This is a genomic window from Brevundimonas vesicularis (assembly GCF_027886425.1).
GTDB lineage: Bacteria > Pseudomonadota > Alphaproteobacteria > Caulobacterales > Caulobacteraceae > Brevundimonas > Brevundimonas vesicularis_C.
Window position 1 is genome coordinate 1,787,255 of sequence record NZ_CP115671.1, and the last position, 16,775, is coordinate 1,804,029.

Sequence of the window (16,775 nt, forward strand, 5' to 3'; positions counted from 1 at the left end):
AGGTTGATGGGAGGTGCGCTTACGCCAACTCATAGGCGATAGCGGCACAGTCGAGCGCCGCGCACAAGGCGTTCGTTGTCCGCGCGATCACTGATCCACTGTTGGTGAGGGCGCGCAGATTTGACCCCTTGCCCCCGACCTCCCGCAGCGCCCAAACAGCTCGGCCGATGCGCTCCACGTCCGAGCGACCGAGGGCGCCTCGAAATGTCGGGTCCTCCGCCTGGATCATGGCTTCAAGGTCGCGGACGAACTCTTCCCGCTCCCGGCGTTTCTGTGCGAAGCCGTCCCCACCCCTCACGATGTTCCGGGTCTGGTCGAGCGCGGGCGGGGTCAGGCCGTTCTCTGGGTCCAGCAGCTCATAGTCCGCTCGGTATCGAAGGCCGGCCGAATGCTGGGTCCGCGAGATCGAGTTGGTGGTGAGCAGGGTTTCAAGCCCGTCGCGATGGACGCGTTTGGTCTTGGAACTAGTCCCATCCGACGCCTTAACCGTGACATCCTCCAAGAAGACCTCTCGCACCTGCTCCAGATCGGCCATTTCCTTGAACCGAGCGGTCACCTCCTGGACCCGACGACGCTGTCGATCTCCCGGTCCAAGGCTTCAAGCGCGAGGTGACCCGCTCGGCGCGTCGCCAGATCGGGTTGGCCAATCTTCCCTTGGGCCTCGGCGAACCGATAGGCTTGGCTTTCGGTCAGGACGTGGCCTCTGATACTCACCGGCGCCGCGTTGTCGTTTACCGCCGACGGGTGGTTGTCGTTGGCCCCGATCATCCTGGGAGCGGAGGGCTTGGCGTAGCGGCCCTTGCGGAGCTTCGCCTTGGCTTTGGATTGCTTGCTCATGCGGCGGCGTCCTCTGGCTGGCTGATATTCTGGTTGGCGGGCTCCCACAGAAGCTTATTCTCGGTAGGGTGTTTGTCGGAGCGGCGCCGCGATGGTGTGTTCCAGCTTCGACCTTCAACTTGGGCGACAACGACCCATCCGGCGGCGCGGAGTGACGTTCCGGCCTCACGGGCCAAAGTGTATGTGCCGATCCGGCGGAACCCCAAGGCGAGCGCTGCGCGTGCGCATTTCCCAAGTAGGAACGACGGTGCGTTTCTTGCGCCATCCACGACACAGAGACGGGTCACCTCGGCTGTAAGCCCGTCGTCGCGATGGCGGGCGACCGGACGACCGACAATGGCCACCCCGACAAGATCGTCGCCGACAAAGGCCCCGATGCTGAACAGGTGACCGACCGGCGGCGTGTGGTGGCGGTGATGCTCCGCAACGAACGATGCCGCGTCGGCGAACTCAATGCGCTGATGACGCAGGGTCATGCCGCCGCTCCTCCTTCAAACAGGTCAGGCTTGGGGGTGTCGTTGGCCGCAGCCGGGCTGAACCCAAACTCGGCGAGGATAGCTTGCGGGACGCGGCAGCCGGGGGCGCCAGGGGCCGGGCCAGCGTCGTCCTTGGGCCAGTAGCGGTTCTGGCGATACTCGCGGATCCAACGCCGCCAGCGCTCGTCGGCGGGCTGGGCCTGGGCCTGGCGCTGGGCCAGCGAGGCGACGGCGGTCTTCGGCGCACGCTCGATGGCCGCCGCGATCCAGTTCCGCCACGCCGCACGCCAGTCGGCACAGCGCCGGTCGTTCTGGGCGGCGTGATTGCGGAACCGCTCGGCCTGAGCCGTCACGTCGAGGTTCGCTCCGGCTGCTCGGGCCTTCGCTTGCTGCTCGGCGATGGCGTCCGCTGTCGGAAATCCATCGGGGATCGGCTTGGACGGCTTCCGCCGAGAACGGCCCTCGGGGGTAGGGGGTATTATATTCGCGGGAGGGTGTGGGTGGTTGGGGGGTCTGGGGGAAGGAGGGAGAGGGAGGGAGGCTCCTTCGTCCTGACCGTCAGAAATGACGTCAGTTCTGACGCTTTCTGACGCTTTCTGACGCTTGCGCTCTTCGTAGCGCGCCTGGCGTTCTGCACCCTTCGTGCGCTGGCGAGCAGCATCGCCACCCTCGGCTTGGGCTTCGGCGACACGAAGGATCTGCTCGGCGGTTAGGCCGAGGTCGACGAGTTCACGCAGGGCTGAAAGGCTCAGGCTCATGACCGCTCCGTGTTGGTGATGAGGTCGATTTCGGCCCGATAGTCCTGGGGCTCGCTGCCCTCGGACCCGTGGCGGTTCTTGGCGATGATCACGTCCATGCGCGTGCGCAGGCCGGCGACCTCCATTTCCCATTCAAGATGGGCGTCGGTGTGCGCCTTCGGCTCGGCCTTCTGCAGGTAGTAGACCTCGCGGAAGGGAAAGAGGACGGCGTCGGCGTCCTGCTCGATGGAGCCGGATTCCCGAAGGTCGGACAGCATCGGCCGCTTGTCGTCCCGGCTCTCGACGGAGCGGTTCAACTGGCTGAGCAGGATGATCGCGATCTTGGCTTCACGAGCCAGGGTCTTCAGGGCGCCGGTCATCTCAGCGATGGCGCTGGCCTCGTTGCGGCCGGCGAGGGCGGGGCGGCGCATCAGCTGCAGGTAGTCGATGCCAATGGCCGCCAGATCGCCACGGCGTTTCATGGCCCAGACGGCGCGGCTGACGTCTTCGACGGACACGCCGGCGCGGTCGCGGAGCCAGAGGTTCTTGGGAATGGATTGTTTCGCGCGGTGAAGGGCTTGCAGATCGAAGCTCGTCAACGGCTGGACCTTTGCGATGTCGGAGAAGCTGACGGGCTGGTCTTCCTCGACCGTCAGACGCGACAGGGCGCGGTCGTTCAGCTGGTCGGTGTCCATTTCCAGCGAGAAGCCGGCGAAGAGCTTGCCAGGGTTCCGCAGGGCGGCGCCGTAGAGGACGTTGCCCAGCAGCGCCGTCTTGCCCATGCCGGGGCGCCCGGCCATAACGATGACAGAACCGGGCAGCAGGCCGCCGAGGCGCTTGTCGATCGATGACAGGCCGGTCTGGACACCCTTGGGCTTGCCGGTGGCCACTTCCAGCTCCAGCCGGTCCATGCGGGCTTGGGCTGCGTCCCACGCGTTCACAAACAGGGCGTCTTCGGGGCGGCGCCGCGTTCAGCCTCTTCAAGCTCAGCACGCGCCTTGGCGACGGCCATATAGCCGCTGTGCTCGGGGTCACGGGCCGAGGTCAGCGTCTCCGTCGCCATTTTGATCAGGCGGCGCCGGACGGCTGTGTCCGCGATCTGCTCGGCATAGGCGCGGATCGTGTTGGCGGGTGGGGCGGCATCCCAGAGACGACGCAGATACGGCAGGCCGCCGAAGTGTTCGAACGCAGGATCCGGCGCCAGGTCGTTCTGGATGGTGGCGGGCTCAGCCAGCTTGCCGGCGGTGATCAACCGACCGACCAGGGCGTAGATGCGCTGATGGTACGGCTCAGAGAAATCCTCTGGCGTGACAAGGTCGTGGACCTGCCTGTGCGCCTCGTTGCTGAAGAGGAGGATGCCTAGCAAGGCTTGTTCAGCCTCTAGGTTCAGAGGAAGGTTCGAACCCTCGTCTTGGTCGCGCGGGTCCATCATGCCGCCTTCTCCGTGAAGAGAGGGCCGCAGCGGATGGTCTCAGCGCGGGCTACAGCAGCCTCGGCATGGCGGGTGAGCAGTGCAGCCGCCTGAGGGTAGCGCTTGGCCCGAGCCTTGGCTTCCCGACGCAGGGTGTCGGCGTAGAACAGTTCGAACGCTACAAGATCGCGTCTATTCATGGCGGCCCCCATCGTTGGCGGCCTTGGTCAGGTTGGCGAACGCCTGCTCCGCGGCGGCGCGCCGGATCGGGCCGGTGTAGATCGAGACATGGGCGAAGCGCCCGAAGGTAGAGGCGGCGCCCTCGGCGTCGAGACGGGCGCATAGGGCATCCTTCACGGCCGAGAGCACGCCCTCGCAATGCAGGACCAGATCGGCGTCGCTGATGCCTGCGATGGCGACGGCTGTGGCCATGCGCGCATCGGCCCTCACCTTGGCGTCACGCGCCTTCTGAGCGGCGGTGCGGCGGTCCTTGTCGATCTGGGTCAGGACGCGATCGGAGAAGTCGCGGCGTTGGGGACGGGACATCAGGCGGCCCACCGACGGTTGGCACGCTCAAGGTTCTCCTTGGGCTTCGGCTGGGTGATGTCGCGGGCGAAGGCGCGCTGGGCGTGGTCGAGGCAGTAGGAACACTTCTCGATGCCCTGATAGATCGGGGCGCCACAGGCCAGCTGGTCGGCCGCGCGGGCGGGCGTCCCGACGGGCCAAGCGCATTGACCGAAGCTGCGACCGACCATGGGGACCGAGTTGTCGTTCGCCGCGTCGATCGTCCGCTTGATGATCAGGCGGCCGGCGGCGGCCTTCTCGGCGCGCTGCTCAGCGGTGCTGTCGGACTTGGACTTGGACAGGTCGAAAGGCTGCGAGACGGTGGCCTTCGGGGGCTTGGGATGCTTCGGGGGCGAGGCTCGCGAACGGGCTTCACCTTCGCGGTCTTGGCAACGGTCCCGGGCTTTGCGTTCGTCTTCCGGCCTTCGCTCAAGCCGTGCCGGTGAACCATGCCGATCACCATGTTTCGGGTCCAGGTCGGGCCCATCAGCCGGGCGATGTTGCTTGCCGACTTATTTTCCAGCCACAGGCGTTCGACGTGCTCGACAGTCTCGGGCGTGTGGAGCGCATTGCCGCGCCGACGGTCCCCCAGCCCGAAACTCTTTCGGATGCTACGGACGCTGGTCTCGGATATGCCGAGGCGGTCGCCGATCTGGGTTCCGCTCAGGCCGGCTTCCCATAGGCGGGTAAACTCGGCGCGGCTTACTTTGGCGAAGATGTTCATGCGGCCCTCCCGGCCGTGAAGTTAAGGGGATCCCAGCGGCCGGCGTCGCGGGGGAAGCGGGTTTTCACGGCGTGGAGCCAGAGACCGAAAGCGTCGGCTTCGTCGGGGACGGCAGGGTTGAAACCGTAGGTCCGGGCGGCGCGGACCATGTCGTCCTTGTCGGCGCGGCCGGAGCCGGTCAGGGCCTTCTTGACGGTGACCGGGTAGACCTCGCAGCACTCGATGGCGGCGCGGACGGCGACCATTTCAGTGATGCCGGCGAGGGCGTGGAGCTTGCGCGTCACATGCGGCGTCGCGCTGGACGCCAGGATGGGCGCTTCGAACAGGAGAAGGCTCGGCCCGACCTCGCGGACCTTCAACGTCAGCCAGTCCTCAAAGGCGATGAGGAAGGAGCCGACGTCCTCGCCGGTCTTCGGCAGGCGGATATGACCGATCGCCGGCAGTTCGCCGGTGTCAGGCTGTCCGAAGCAGAAGCCGGTGCAGGTTGCGAGGTCGAGCGCGAGGTACATCAGGCTGCGCCCTGAACCGCAGCCGCAGCCAGATCATCGTTGGCGGCCGACTTTTCGAACTTCTCAGCCAGTCTGGTCTGGGCCCGGCGCCAGCCTTGCGAGAAGTCCGGGACGTGGGCTGGCAGCACCCATTCAGGCGGGATCTCGTCTTCGCCGCGCAGGCCCATGGCATAGCCCTGGGCTTCGGCGTCGACGGAATCACGGGCGGCGTCGCCCAGATTGAACAGGTCCGGCTGGGTGCCGGCCGGAAGGCCCGCCCAGGTCCGCAGCTTGGCGCGACGCTCTTCCTCGGCCGTCAGGTCGCGTCGGCTGGCCTTGCCGTCGTCCAAGATGGCCTGCAGTTCCTTGCGCGAGAAGCCGTCGGCCTTCGCGGTGCGGAACAGATCAGTCAGGGCCTGGGCCTCGACGTCCAGCGCAGCCTTGGCGACCGCCTTCTTGGCCTCCTGCACACGCAGCTTGTTGATGTGCGACAGGAAGACAGCTTCCTCATCGCGGTTGGGGATCGACTTGGGTTCGCCGCCGTCAGGGCTGGCGCTCAGCTTCTTGGCCATCTGGCCCTCCATCAAGACCGCTCAACGGGGCGGTCTGTCCCGTTGGTCAGCGCTCTCGCGGGTGCGAGGCGAAGGTGATCAGGTCGGTGACGCCATGGGCGAAGGCCTGGAATGCGATGTGGAGGCGGTAGAGCAGGGCGCCCATCAGGCAGGCTCCACGACAGGCGCGCGGGTCGGCTCTTCAAAGTCTGTCGCCGTTTTCAGCCATGCGCTCAGGTCGCGACGTTGAAGCTTGCGAAAGAGTCTCGGGCTGAAATGACCGTCTGTGTGAACGGAGTTGGGCTTCCAAGCTTTGATGCCGACCAGCTTCACCCCAACGGTTTCACCGTGCATGTTGGCGTAGTTCTGCCCCTCGCCATCCACCAGCAGCGACACTTCGCGGATGGTGTGAATCTGACCAACTGCGATGAAGCGGCCGGACTTTGGTCCAACGGCAATCACCTGCACTTCGTCGCCCGGTTTGAAGTCGCACATTAGGCTGCCCTCCGATCATCAGTGGCGTTCTCGGCGGCACGGCGCACGGCGCGGACCCGCTCAAGCGCTTCTTCGGCGTCGCGCTCGGCGCGGCAGATGGCGTCCAGATCGTTGGGGGACAGCCGGTCGTCAGCCAGGGCCTCACGAACGGCGGTGACGACGTCCATGCTCTCCTGGGCGAGGTCGAAGGCCAGTTCCTTGAGGCAGCCCGTGACCTTCGTCGGGAACATCCGGCGTTCAGCGATGGCGCCGGAATAGACCGGGCCCTGACCCGCGTATTCCTCCAGCGCGTCCATGACATCGGCCGGCATGGTCGAGGGGTCTTCGGGGTTTTGATAGCCGGACAGGGCCGACTTGCGGACCCGGCAGGCCCCGGCCGCCTCTTCCAGGCCGCCGCATTGGTCGATCAGCTCGCGGGCGAGCCGGGCGTGTTCACGATGGCTGAGCTTGTTCATGTGCTGCGGATGTTCCGGGCGGGTTTCCAGATGACCGAAGGGGCCGGTCAGGCGACGGAGGGGCCTGGCTGTTCGGGAGAAGGCGATTGGGCTTCAGAGTTCGCGGCGTGAGGATGTGGCTGGGCGACACCGATGCTCGCGAGGACGCGGACTGTTGGCCTCTGCGTGAGATCGTAAGCCTGTGCGGCCTGACGCTCGGCGGCGAGGACGCCCCGGATGATCGGGCGGTGCGCGGCCATTCCTTCGGCAAGAAGCGCCAGCAGAGCCAGCGCGTCAGACTGGCGACCGTCGGTGGCCAGCTTCTGGATCTCGATCACTGTCCCATAGGCGGCGTCGGCAACCACCAGCGTTTCGACGACCAGAGGGAGGCGGGCCGGTGAGGTGGACACGTCAGGCCGCCTTCTCGGTGGCGGTGTCGTCGTTGGCGGCGGTCGGGCAGGGCGCCGGGGCCAGCAGATCGGCCGGACGCACCTTGCCCTTGGTCGCCCGCTCAATCGCAACGGCGGTCTCCAGAGAGGGAACGGACTTACCGCGCCGGATGCGCGACGCCTGCGATCGACTGCAGCCGACGGCGTTTGCCAGCCACTGGTCGTCCCGCTCGGAACCCATCCATCGATCAAGCCTGGTCTGCGTCATGCGCAGAATGTGCACCACATGCACATAACAGGTCAAGGCGATTGTGCACGGTGGCCGCTGGCTGGCTTTTTCACGGTGCGCGAGAATGTGCACATGCCGCACAGCGAACGCCCCAAGCACTATTTGCGCCAATGGCGGAAAGCCTCTGGGCTTTCCCTCCAGGGCGTGCGCGACAAGGCGGAGGCGCTGTTCGAGGATCGCGTCGTCGCTGAAGGCGAGGAGGTTGACCTGAACAAGATCGGCCTCAGCCACTCGACCCTGAGCCGGATTGAGAGCTTCAAGAACCCCTACAATCAGCGGCTCCTTGAGGTGCTGGCCGAAGTTTACGGCACCGATGTGCCATCGCTCATCATGCGAAACCCGGAAGACCCGGAAGGCATCTGGACGATCATGGATCAGATCCCGGCCGCCCAGCGTCCTGTCGCGCTCAAGATGCTGAGCGGGCTAAAGACCGGGACGGACGGATGATCGGGCTGCTAGCGGCTTTCGCGGTGCAAACCGACGTCGACCCAAGCCAGGTCGGAGTATACGCTCGGGTCGATACCGTCAGCCAATATGTCGCTGTGGGCGCCACTTGCCCCCAGCTCGGTTATGTCGTCGCCGACGATTTTACCGATGTGCTCGTTACCCGCATTGTGGATGAGGCCAGCGCGGGCGGGGTGGATGAGGCAACGATAAATCGCTGGTCGGGCGACATTGTTGGCCGGCAAACCACGCTGTTTCGACAGGGCCTGTCCCGCGACCTTGATGCGCTGGAATCTGGCGGTGAGCCCCAACGGATCGTCGACGCTATGTTTGATCGGCACGAAGCGCTCTGCGCAAAGGCCGCCGCCGATCCGATCACAGTTGGCATCTTCACGGCTGAGCCACCTGATGTCCGGGCCGCAGCGCGCCAGGCCGCGTCCGATGAACTGCTGAAGGGCTATGGCAAGGCCAGCTGGCAAACGAGCAAAGTTTTCGCCACGGGGGAACTGTTGCTCGCACTCGGCATGTGCAAGAGCCAGATTTCGCCGGCACGACATGACGACCTCTTGGCCCGCCATCTTCCAACGCCAGCGGCTTCAGACCCGGCTAGCAAGTGGCTTTCCACTCAATATGTCGATGGACTGCAGGGCGCGCCGGAGATGGCGCTGGATGAAACACAGTGCGCGCGCCTTTTGAGGTCGCGCACAGCAGCGGCCTCCTAGCCTAGGCTGCCTCGGCCGGAACTGCCCCAGACCGCGCAATCAGTATGGGGTCTGTCCAGAAGTCGGCTTCCGGTGACCCCACCACCCGAAACACCACCACGCCCGCAGCCGCGCCCTTGTAGGCACGCGCCGCCCGTATCGCCGCGTCTTGGCTTAGCAGGCGGCGCATGTGTCCGGGGACCAGCCTTCCGGCCGACCTTTGATAGGGCTGAACGCAGTAGATCGTTCGCATCATGCACACACTGATTCCGGCTGACGATGCAGGAGTCCAGCCCTAGTGCTGCTCCCTACGTCCGTTTCTGTCGGGCTGGCTGTGCATCCCATGCAAATAATTATTGACACAGATTGTGCATGTGGTGCACAATTACTCCATCGAAACGGAGTGACCCATGTCTATCCATCCCGCCAACATCGACCGATCCGCCGCGCTTGAATCCGCGCGCTCGCTGATCGGTCACGCCTACGTCTCGTCGCCGGTCCAGGCTGACTGCTTCAACGGCTGGACCTTCATCGCTCAATGCTTCGGCGGCCGGGCTCCTTCGTTCTTGCCGGGCTGGGGTCCGCGCGATCGTTGGATGGCCATGGGCCAGTTCTTCAACCGCGGCATGAAGCTGACGACCCTGGCTGCGGCTCAGCCCGGCGACGTGCTGGTCTTCGACATGGGCCGCGACGGTCATCATGCCGGCGTCGTGTCCGAGACGGGCGGCGCCGAACCCAAGATGATCTCCTGCCAGTTCGGCAAGGCGGCGTCGCAGTGCTGGCTAGGCCGGTCCTGGACCGATCGTCTGGTCGGCGTCTTCACCTATGCCGACGCTGCAGTTCCGGCTGTGAACGACAACGCCCAGGTCGAGGAAGCGGCCTGATGCGCCACGTCTCCGAAACCATCCGCCCCATCATCGCCAACGCCGCCGCGCTGGTTGATCCCGGTCTGGTCCCGCCAACGCGGCTCAAGACCTTCATCGTCGAGGGCAACCGCATCCTCCAACGCTCGACCCGCCGCTGGCTGACGGTCGAGCAGGCGAGGGCGATGATCCCGGTCGCCGCTGATCTGGCGATCACGTCTGAGGCTCCGTTCGACGGCGTCCACGAGGTTCAGCTTCTCGATCTGGTCCGCGCCATTCGCGAGGCCGAGGGCAACGACGCGCCGCCGCCGGCTGTCATGCAGAAGGCGGCCTGACCATGGAAGCCATCGTCTGCCCTGGCGCCCAGCGTCTCTATGCTGTGGCCCTCGTCGGTCCCGACGGCGAGTTCACCCGGATCTCCGAGCATGACTGCCCGGCATCGGCCATCGCTGCCCGCAACGCCGCCAATCGTGCAGCAGAGGACGCGGTGAAGGCCCTGCGTCTGGTGCTGGCATGATCCGCCACCCCATCACCGGCGCCCTGGCCAATCCCGAATGGGATGGCGTCAGGGAGCGCTGGAACGAGCGGCATTGCAACGCCGTCCTCGCCGCCAGCCGGGCCGCGCCGAAGTCCCGCCGCTACCCCGTCAACCTGATCCGCGCCGTGTTCGTCCTCGGCATCGGCCTTCTCGTCCTAGGGGCGCTCTGGTCGCTGTGATCGCCTTCCAAATCCTCGTCGCGGCCGTGGGCCTGCTGGCGATCTTCTCAATCCCGGTTCGGAGGAAGCCTTGAGCCTTTCCAACCCCCTACCGCTGCCACCTCCCGGCAAGGTTTCGGTCCCAGGCGTCTATGCGCTGTCGATGGCCGAGTATCACGGCGACCTGTGCGTCGGCCCGTCGATCTCGTCGTCAGGCCTCCGCACGATCTGGAGCCAGTCGCCGGCGCACTATTTCCACGCCAGCCCCTACAATCCGGCGGGCTTCGTCCTGCAGGTCGTGGACGGGGTCGAGGTCATGGTCCCCAGGGATCAGCCCGAGCGCCCGCACTTCTCCATCGGGAAGGCTGCGCACCATCTGCTGTATCTCGGCCGGAAAGGCTTCGACGCTGAGTTCGTCATCCGCCCTTCGAAGTGGAAGGACTGGCGCACAGACGCGGCGAAGGAGTGGAAGGCCGAGCAGATCAAGGCTGGCCTGACGATCATCACCGACGCCGAGCTCGAAGCGATCACCGGCATGGCCCGTTCGCTGGGCGCCCACCCGCTGGTTAAGTCGGGCATCCTCGACGGCGCCGTGGAGCGATCCCTGATCTTCAAGGACGAGAAGACGGGCGCATGGCTCAAGAGCCGCCCCGACAACATCCCGTCGTCGTCTGGCCTGTTCGCTGATCTGAAAACCGCCGACAGCGTGTCGGACGACAGCCTGGAGCGCTCGCTGGCCAACTACGGATATCACATGCAGGCCGCGCTGGTCGGCATGGCCTCTGAGGCTGTTCTCGGCCGCCCCATGGAAGAGTTCGCCCTGGTCTGGGTCGAGAAGGCCCCGCCGCATTGCGTCCGCGTGACCGTGCTGACCGGCGCCGATCTGGAGCGCGGGCGGATGCAGTTGCGCCGTTCCATCGATCAGTTCGCCGAGTGCGTTGCGACAGGCGAATGGCCGGGCCCAGGCGGAACGCGCCGCGACGCCGAATATCTGACCCTGCCGCCGTGGGCCGCCAAGCGGATCGACGAGCGCCTTGAGATCGCCGCCGCCGAGGCCAGCGACAACGACAACACCCCGAACAAGGAAGCTGCCTGATGAATGCCGTCGCCATCCAAGGGCCGCGTCTGCCCTATCACCCCGCCATCGCCGAGCGCTTTCCGGGTGTCGATCAGTCGTCGTGGCGCGTCCTCACCGATGCCGTGTTCCCGGCCGCCGAGCGCCCCGAGAGCATCATCATGGCTCTGGCCTACTGCCGGGCCCGCAATCTCGACATCTTTAAGAAGCCTGTCCAGATCGTCCCGATCTACGACCGCAAACGCGGCGGGATGGTCGACACCGTCTGGCCTGGCATTGCCGAGCTGCGCACGACGGCCATGCGCACCGGATCGTTCGCCGGCTTCGAAGACACCGAATACGGACCGATGGTCGAGGAGAAGCTCGGGGGCGTCGACGTCCGCTATCCCGAGTGGGCGCAATGCACGGTCTATCGCCTGATCGCCGGGCAGCGCGTCGCCTTCGTCGGTCCGAAGACCTACTGGATCGAGACCTACGCCACCGCCAAGCGCGACACGAAAGCCCCGAACAGCATGTGGGCCAAGCGTCCGCGTGGTCAGCTGGAAAAGTGCGCCGAGGCTGCCGCGCTCCGTCGGGCATTCCCCGAAGAGATCGGCAATGAATACGCGGCGGAAGAGGTCGAGGGCCAGGCCTTCGGCTCTGTCCGCGATGTGACCAACCGCCCGGCGCCCAACTTGGCAGCCCGTCTCGCCGCGCCGACCGATGGCCCGCGCGAAGGCTTCACGACCGTGCATGGCGAGCAGGGCTTCGACCCGCGCGACCCCGACAATCAGATTCCAGATTTCGAGGCGGCCCCCTCCGACGCCTCGGAACAGCCCGCGTCCGACGGTGCCTCCGACCAGACCGACGCGGGCGAAACCTTCCCCGGTGATCTCCCCATCACTGGAGGAGGCCAGACAGCCGGGCCCGCTGAGGCCAACGCCGTTGAAGGAACGGGCTCGGCTGTCGATGTCATCGCTTGGGCCGACAAGCTGATCGAAGACCTGCCGTTCATGCGGCCGGAGCAGATTGCGCATCTGGAGCAGGACCGGAAAGAGCTGGCGAAGTTTGCCATCCTGAAGGCGACCGACCTCAGCAAGGCGAAGGCGCTGGAAGCCGCCATCATCGCTGCGAAGGAGGGCTGAGCATGGTCGTTCTTCGCGTCATCGACTTCGAGACGACGGGCATGGAGCCGCCGGCCGAAGTGGTGGAGGTCGGATACTGCGACCTGATCGGCTCAGGCGACGACCCCAGCGAATGGACTGTCGGCAGCCCGGTTTCGTGGCTTTGCGGCGTGCAGTCCATTCCGCCCGAAACGCGAGCTGTCCACCACATCAGCGCGGCCGAGGTCGCCGGTCTCGCATCCTTCGCGGACACCCGAGCGCGACTGTTCGAAGGTGATCCGGTCTTGTCGGCTATCGTCGCTCACAACCTGGACTTTGAGAACCGCTTCCTCGGCGACCACGGCGCCCACTCGATCTGTACGTTGAAAGCGGCCCTTCGGGTCTGGCCAGACGCCCCGGCCCATTCGAACGGCGTGCTACGCTACTGGCTGGAAGATCGCGGCCTGCTGACCCTGGACCACGACACGGCCATGCCGCCGCACCGGGCCGGGCCTGACGCCTATGTCACCGCCCATATCCTCAAGGCGCTCTTCGCAGCCGGCGCGACCGATCAGGATCTGGTCGCCTGGACGAAGGAGCCGCGCGTGCTTCCGACGTGCCCGATCGGCAAGTTCCGGGGCAAGCCGTGGCCCGAGGTCGACGCCGGCTTCCTGTCGTGGATGCTGGCCCAGCCGAGCATGGAGGCGGACCTGAAGTGGAACGCCCAGCGCGAGCTTGATCGGAGGGCGGGACGATGACTGCCGTCGAGATTCAGAAGCGCGCCGTCAGCAAGTCCCGACGCGACGCCGTGATCGAAGGGCAGGGCGGCATCTGCAAGCGCTCCTACTGTGACGCGCCAGCCGTGGACGTCGATCACATCCTGCCGCTCTGGTCTGGCGGGTCAAACGCCAACGACAACCTCGAAGCCCTCTGCGTCGACTGCCACAAGCAGAAGACGGCGGCCGAGGCAAAGGCGCGCGGCAAGGTGAAGCGCTTGGCTGGCGAAACCGGCACTAATCGCGTTCGCAGGCCCATCCAATCGCGGGGCTTCGGCTCCGTCTCCCGCGGCTTCGACGGCAAGATAAAGCTGACGAAGAAGGCCGCTCGGACCCAGGCCGCGAACGATGGCGCCGCCTCTTCCTCCAACAGGGAGGGCTAGAGGATGGGCGTGACGATCTTGATCGGTGACGTCCGTGACCGGCTGCGCGAAATGCCAGCGGACTCTGTGGACTGCGTCGTGACCTCGCCGCCCTATTGGGGCCTTCGCGACTATGGCGTCGACGGGCAGATCGGCCTTGAGCCGACGCTCGGCGAGCACCTGTCCGTCATGGTCGGAGTGTTCGAAGAGGTTCGCCGCGTCCTGAAGCCGACGGGCACCCTCTGGCTGAACTACGGCGACTGCTACGCCACTTCGCCGAACGGACGAAGCGCGGCCGACACGAAGGCGGCGGGTACGGATGACCGGACGTTCCGCGACAAGCCGTTCTCGACCATCCAGGGCGTGCTGAAGGCGAAAGACCTCTGCATGGTCCCGAACCGGCTGGCCATCGCCCTGCAGGAGGCGGGCTGGTGGGTCCGCTCGGAGATCATCTGGGCCAAGCCGAACCCGATGCCCGAGAGCATCAATGACCGGCCGGCGACATCGCACGAAAAGATCTTCCTGCTGAGCCGGGCGCCTCGATACCACTACGACGGGGACGCGGTGCGGCAGGGTCTCGCCACGGCGTCTGTTTCGCGGCTGGCCCAAGACATTGAAGCGCAGGGCGGGTCCGATAGGGCGAACGGAGGCACGCGACCCGAACGACCAATGAAGGCTGTCCGGGGTCGTTCCACGCATGGTCGTCACACCCTTGGTTCCGCTGTTCCGGAGGCAGAACGTCGAGAAAAATCCGCGCGGCGGACGTTGCTGGGCCGCGCCATGCTGGTCACATCAACCATACCGGCATCGAGCAGACGCCACGCGGCGAGGGCCGGAACCTCCGCAACTATGAACCGGCGCCCGTTCAGGTCTGGCCCATCGCCACGCGTCCGTTCAGTGAGGCCCACTTCGCCACGTTTCCGCCCGAGCTTGCCGAACGTTGCCTGCAGGCGGGCTGCCCCGCCGGCGGAACCGTCCTCGACCCCTTCGGCGGCGCCGGGACCACGGCCCTTGTCGCTGACCGCATGGGCCTCGACTGCACCATCATCGAACTGAACCCCGAATACGCCGAGATCGCGCGCCGTCGCATCTCGACCGAGCAGGGCATGTTCCAAGCCATAGAGGTCGCCGCCTGATGTCTGACCAGACCATCACATCGCTGATCGAGAAGCTGGAAGGGGCGAGCATCATCGACACCGTCGAGGGCCGGTTGATCCTCCGCGCCCAATCGGAGGCCCGCGTCTGATGGGGGAGAAGCAGGGACAACCAAACAACGCGCGGCTGATCGCTGAACTGCAAGCCGTGACACTCGGCATCCACCTCGTCGGCCTGGATCGACTGCCCGAGGTGATGAATGCGAACCGTCCGAGCCCCACCGGAGAAGACAGCCCCGCAAATGAGGGGGAGGCGTAGATGGCGAAGCTCACGAAGCCGCAGATCAAGGCCCACGTGCGGGCGCTTGGGTATTTGAAACAAGACAGGCTGACGGAAGAAGAGCGGGAGTTTGTGTTCGATAACTGGCAGGAATCCGCAAATCACGTGAACAGCGCGGCGGGCGCCTTCTTCACACCACTCGACATGGCCTGGACGTTTGAGCTTGAGGTGGGCGGCCCGCGCGTGCTCGACCTATGTGCTGGTATCGGCGTGCTGTCCTACGCCGTCTATCAGCGGCGGTGCTGGGTGAACTCAGGTCCAACGCCGCAGATCACGTGCGTCGAGATCAATCCTGACTATGCGGCTATCGGCCAGAAGCTCCTCCCGGAGGCGACTTGGATCATCGCCGATGCGATGTCAGATCTGGACATCGGCCGGTTTGATTGGGTCATCAGCAACCCGCCGTTCGGCCGCCTGAATGGCATAGGCGATTTTGACCTCGCCATCGTCGAGCGCGCCGAGCGCTACGCAGACAACGCCACCTTCATTCTTCCTGCTGGATCGGTGCCTTGGGCCTACAGCGGTAGGCCCAGTTTCGAGCCAGACAGCCGAAGCGAGAAGGCCAAACGCTTCCGCGATCGAACGAAGATCGACCTGACCCCAAACTGCGGCATCGACTGCTCCGTCTGGGCCGGCGACTGGCGCGGCGCGGCTCCCAAAGTCGAGATCGCCCTCGCTGATTACGCGGAGGCACGTTCGCTCCGCACACCGACTATCATCGCCGACCATCACAATGATGGTCAGCTTAGCCTCTTCGGAGCCGCAGCATGACCGCGACCCAAGCCCCCACACCCGGCCCGCTGGACTGGACCACATGGAGCGGAGGACCGCGCCCGCACCCGCCCGCAACGCGCGTTCGCGTCCGTTACCGCGACGGCACGGAAGACGAAGGTGCGAGCGCATTCTGCGACTGGTTGCACAGCCCACGTCGCACCGATCCGAAAGATGTGGTGGCCTACAAGATCGTCAGGAAGCCCCCACCGCTCCGGTCAAAGCGAGCGGGTCGGAGGGGAGGCCGTCGGGCCGGGCGGATGGTTGATCCGTGAAAGCGACGGCGGCTGGCTTTGGACCGGAACGCGGATCGCCGCTGTCGCCGCCCTGACCGAAGGCCATGAGGTTGTAGCCCTCCACCCCCAACCGAGCGGCTTCCTGGCGACCTTAACTGACGACCAGCGGGCGGTGGCTCTGGCGCACACTGGCAACGACACGCACCCCCAACCGAGCGGAGAGACGCGGAAGGCGGCGGCGCGGCTAGAAGACCGGCTTAATGCACGTCGGATGAAGGCCAGAGATGAGGCCCGCAACCTTGTTCCTCAAAGCAAACGCGCGACATGGGTTGAAGACAGCCTGTCGAGCGCGGCTGTCGAGGTTCCTTATGCTGACCTTCTCGCCCTCCTATCCGCCCGCTCCGCCTTGGGAGGCCAGCAGGGGGAGTTCCTTGGTCATCTGGTCGCGCCGAAATCTGGTGTCGGCATGGTCTTCGTTCCGAAGGGCGAACCTGTCCCGCTGATGGCCGGTCGAGGCTCTGTGACGCCAGTTTATTCCGGTCCTCAGAACGTCACCACCCCCGCCCGAGCCGAGGCCCAGGACGAACAGCCAGACATCACGCCCTACACCGAAGACCTGAAAGGCCTGAAGGCGGCTATGCAAGCCGAGGCCGAGGACGAAGGGGCGGCGGGGGAGCCTGTGGCGTGGCGCTACAGGGTCAATGGCGAAACACCGTGGAGGCTGTCAGATCAGGAGCCACGAAAAGACCTGGAATGGCCGGAAGTCCAGCCCCTCTACGCCCACCCATCCCCGCCCCCGCCGCCGATGCCGACAGGGTGCTGCAAGACTTGGCTGATCGCGTGACGGCAGAAGTGAAGCGCGGTGCTGACGGTTCGTTTGTTCAGGCCTTGGGTGCGCTTTCCAACATCGAGGCGATGGTTCTCGCCACCCTGAAATCGG

General features: G+C 65.7%; 29 protein-coding genes and 2 pseudogenes. 16 read left to right on the forward strand and 15 right to left on the reverse strand.

Features of this window, described 5'->3' with window-relative positions:
• Positions 1-19: 19 nt before the first annotated feature.
• From PFY01_RS09185 to PFY01_RS09250, 14 genes are all read right to left on the reverse strand, one after another.
• Positions 20-535, reverse strand: coding sequence for a hypothetical protein (locus PFY01_RS09185; RefSeq protein ID WP_271041018.1), 516 nt, complete (start codon positions 533-535; stop codon positions 20-22).
• A gap of 17 nt (positions 536-552) precedes the next feature.
• Positions 553-837 carry a hypothetical protein gene (locus PFY01_RS09190; RefSeq protein WP_271041019.1) on the reverse strand — a complete coding sequence of 95 codons (285 nt, stop codon included), beginning with the start codon at positions 835-837 and terminating at the stop codon, positions 553-555.
• Positions 834-1,313 carry an XF1762 family protein gene (locus PFY01_RS09195; protein WP_271041020.1) on the reverse strand — a complete coding sequence of 160 codons (480 nt, stop codon included), beginning with the start codon at positions 1,311-1,313 and terminating at the stop codon, positions 834-836. The genes PFY01_RS09190 and PFY01_RS09195 overlap by 4 nt, the downstream gene beginning before the upstream one ends.
• Positions 1,310-1,666, reverse strand: a complete 357-nt coding sequence (locus tag PFY01_RS09200) for a hypothetical protein (RefSeq protein ID WP_271041061.1) — start codon at positions 1,664-1,666, stop codon at positions 1,310-1,312. Before PFY01_RS09200 ends, PFY01_RS09195 begins: the two co-directional genes overlap by 4 nt.
• Before the next feature lie 401 nt (positions 1,667-2,067).
• Positions 2,068-2,991: a DnaB-like helicase C-terminal domain-containing protein gene (locus tag PFY01_RS09205; RefSeq protein WP_271041062.1), complete on the reverse strand. Its 924-nt coding sequence runs from the start codon at positions 2,989-2,991 to the stop codon at positions 2,068-2,070.
• Entirely contained in the window at positions 2,988-3,482 is a 495-nt protein-coding gene (locus tag PFY01_RS09210) for a DnaB-like helicase N-terminal domain-containing protein (RefSeq protein ID WP_271041063.1), read from the reverse strand. Before PFY01_RS09210 ends, PFY01_RS09205 begins: the two co-directional genes overlap by 4 nt.
• Positions 3,479-3,661, reverse strand: a complete 183-nt coding sequence (locus tag PFY01_RS09215) for a hypothetical protein (RefSeq protein WP_271041023.1) — start codon at positions 3,659-3,661, stop codon at positions 3,479-3,481. Before PFY01_RS09215 ends, PFY01_RS09210 begins: the two co-directional genes overlap by 4 nt.
• Positions 3,654-4,007 (reverse strand): hypothetical protein, encoded by a 354-nt coding sequence (locus tag PFY01_RS09220; RefSeq protein ID WP_271041024.1) that lies wholly within the window; start codon positions 4,005-4,007, stop codon positions 3,654-3,656. Before PFY01_RS09220 ends, PFY01_RS09215 begins: the two co-directional genes overlap by 8 nt.
• On the reverse strand, positions 4,007-4,327 hold the full coding sequence (locus tag PFY01_RS09225) for a hypothetical protein (RefSeq protein WP_420197067.1): 321 nt from the start codon (positions 4,325-4,327) through the stop codon (positions 4,007-4,009). The genes PFY01_RS09220 and PFY01_RS09225 overlap by 1 nt, the downstream gene beginning before the upstream one ends.
• Positions 4,261-4,749: a GcrA family cell cycle regulator gene (locus PFY01_RS09230; RefSeq protein WP_271041064.1), complete on the reverse strand. Its 489-nt coding sequence runs from the start codon at positions 4,747-4,749 to the stop codon at positions 4,261-4,263. The genes PFY01_RS09225 and PFY01_RS09230 overlap by 67 nt, the downstream gene beginning before the upstream one ends.
• Positions 4,746-5,258 carry a hypothetical protein gene (locus PFY01_RS09235; protein WP_271041065.1) on the reverse strand — a complete coding sequence of 171 codons (513 nt, stop codon included), beginning with the start codon at positions 5,256-5,258 and terminating at the stop codon, positions 4,746-4,748. Before PFY01_RS09235 ends, PFY01_RS09230 begins: the two co-directional genes overlap by 4 nt.
• Complete coding sequence (locus PFY01_RS09240; RefSeq protein WP_153925038.1) at positions 5,258-5,809, reverse strand: hypothetical protein; 552 nt, start codon at positions 5,807-5,809, stop codon at positions 5,258-5,260. The genes PFY01_RS09235 and PFY01_RS09240 overlap by 1 nt, the downstream gene beginning before the upstream one ends.
• Before the next feature lie 144 nt (positions 5,810-5,953).
• Complete coding sequence (locus PFY01_RS09245; RefSeq protein WP_271041025.1) at positions 5,954-6,283, reverse strand: hypothetical protein; 330 nt, start codon at positions 6,281-6,283, stop codon at positions 5,954-5,956.
• Complete coding sequence (locus tag PFY01_RS09250; RefSeq protein WP_271041026.1) at positions 6,283-6,738, reverse strand: hypothetical protein; 456 nt, start codon at positions 6,736-6,738, stop codon at positions 6,283-6,285. The genes PFY01_RS09245 and PFY01_RS09250 overlap by 1 nt, the downstream gene beginning before the upstream one ends.
• Before the next feature lie 107 nt (positions 6,739-6,845).
• Between PFY01_RS09250 and PFY01_RS09255 the strand changes: the two genes are divergently transcribed.
• Positions 6,846-7,118, forward strand: a complete 273-nt coding sequence (locus PFY01_RS09255; protein WP_271041027.1) for a hypothetical protein — start codon at positions 6,846-6,848, stop codon at positions 7,116-7,118.
• 10 nt (positions 7,119-7,128) lie between these two features.
• Here PFY01_RS09255 and PFY01_RS09260 read toward each other — a convergent pair whose 3' ends face one another.
• Positions 7,129-7,347 (reverse strand): helix-turn-helix domain-containing protein, encoded by a 219-nt coding sequence (locus PFY01_RS09260; protein ID WP_271041028.1) that lies wholly within the window; start codon positions 7,345-7,347, stop codon positions 7,129-7,131.
• Positions 7,348-7,467: 120 nt separating this feature from the next.
• Here PFY01_RS09260 and PFY01_RS09265 point away from each other — a divergent pair, with 120 nt between their 5' ends.
• The 15 genes and pseudogenes from PFY01_RS09265 (at position 7,468) to PFY01_RS09335 (ending at position 16,679) form a co-directional block, all read left to right on the forward strand.
• Positions 7,468-7,842: a helix-turn-helix domain-containing protein gene (locus PFY01_RS09265; protein WP_271041029.1), complete on the forward strand. Its 375-nt coding sequence runs from the start codon at positions 7,468-7,470 to the stop codon at positions 7,840-7,842.
• On the forward strand, positions 7,839-8,561 hold the full coding sequence (locus tag PFY01_RS09270) for a hypothetical protein (protein WP_271041030.1): 723 nt from the start codon (positions 7,839-7,841) through the stop codon (positions 8,559-8,561). Before PFY01_RS09265 ends, PFY01_RS09270 begins: the two co-directional genes overlap by 4 nt.
• A gap of 389 nt (positions 8,562-8,950) precedes the next feature.
• Entirely contained in the window at positions 8,951-9,424 is a 474-nt protein-coding gene (locus PFY01_RS09275) for a hypothetical protein (RefSeq protein WP_271041031.1), read from the forward strand.
• Positions 9,424-9,738 carry a hypothetical protein gene (locus tag PFY01_RS09280; RefSeq protein WP_271041032.1) on the forward strand — a complete coding sequence of 105 codons (315 nt, stop codon included), beginning with the start codon at positions 9,424-9,426 and terminating at the stop codon, positions 9,736-9,738. The genes PFY01_RS09275 and PFY01_RS09280 overlap by 1 nt, the downstream gene beginning before the upstream one ends.
• 2 nt (positions 9,739-9,740) lie before the next feature.
• Positions 9,741-9,920, forward strand: coding sequence for a hypothetical protein (locus PFY01_RS09285; RefSeq protein ID WP_271041033.1), 180 nt, complete (start codon positions 9,741-9,743; stop codon positions 9,918-9,920).
• The gene (locus tag PFY01_RS09290) at positions 9,917-10,120 is read left to right on the forward strand and encodes a hypothetical protein (RefSeq protein WP_271041034.1); all 204 of its coding nucleotides are present in this window, start codon (positions 9,917-9,919) and stop codon (positions 10,118-10,120) included. The genes PFY01_RS09285 and PFY01_RS09290 overlap by 4 nt, the downstream gene beginning before the upstream one ends.
• A 70-nt stretch (positions 10,121-10,190) precedes the next feature.
• The gene (locus PFY01_RS09295; protein ID WP_271041035.1) at positions 10,191-11,195 is read left to right on the forward strand and encodes a PD-(D/E)XK nuclease-like domain-containing protein; all 1,005 of its coding nucleotides are present in this window, start codon (positions 10,191-10,193) and stop codon (positions 11,193-11,195) included.
• A complete protein-coding gene (bet, locus tag PFY01_RS09300) occupies positions 11,195-12,298 on the forward strand; it encodes a phage recombination protein Bet (protein ID WP_271041066.1) in 1,104 nt (367 codons plus the stop codon). The genes PFY01_RS09295 and bet overlap by 1 nt, the downstream gene beginning before the upstream one ends.
• 2 nt (positions 12,299-12,300) lie before the next feature.
• Positions 12,301-13,014: an exonuclease domain-containing protein gene (locus PFY01_RS09305; protein ID WP_271041038.1), complete on the forward strand. Its 714-nt coding sequence runs from the start codon at positions 12,301-12,303 to the stop codon at positions 13,012-13,014.
• Positions 13,011-13,415: an HNH endonuclease gene (locus PFY01_RS09310; protein WP_271041039.1), complete on the forward strand. Its 405-nt coding sequence runs from the start codon at positions 13,011-13,013 to the stop codon at positions 13,413-13,415. Before PFY01_RS09305 ends, PFY01_RS09310 begins: the two co-directional genes overlap by 4 nt.
• Before the next feature lie 51 nt (positions 13,416-13,466).
• Positions 13,467-13,913: pseudogene (locus PFY01_RS09315) on the forward strand (DNA methyltransferase); the annotation flags it as partial.
• Between the two features lie 359 nt (positions 13,914-14,272).
• Positions 14,273-14,416: pseudogene (locus PFY01_RS09320) on the forward strand (DNA methyltransferase); the annotation flags it as partial.
• A gap of 223 nt (positions 14,417-14,639) precedes the next feature.
• Entirely contained in the window at positions 14,640-14,807 is a 168-nt protein-coding gene (locus PFY01_RS09325; RefSeq protein ID WP_271041067.1) for a hypothetical protein, read from the forward strand.
• Positions 14,808-15,599, forward strand: a complete 792-nt coding sequence (locus PFY01_RS09330; RefSeq protein ID WP_271041041.1) for a methyltransferase — start codon at positions 14,808-14,810, stop codon at positions 15,597-15,599.
• A gap of 264 nt (positions 15,600-15,863) precedes the next feature.
• The gene (locus PFY01_RS09335; protein ID WP_271041042.1) at positions 15,864-16,679 is read left to right on the forward strand and encodes a hypothetical protein; all 816 of its coding nucleotides are present in this window, start codon (positions 15,864-15,866) and stop codon (positions 16,677-16,679) included.
• Positions 16,680-16,775: the final 96 nt, after the last annotated feature.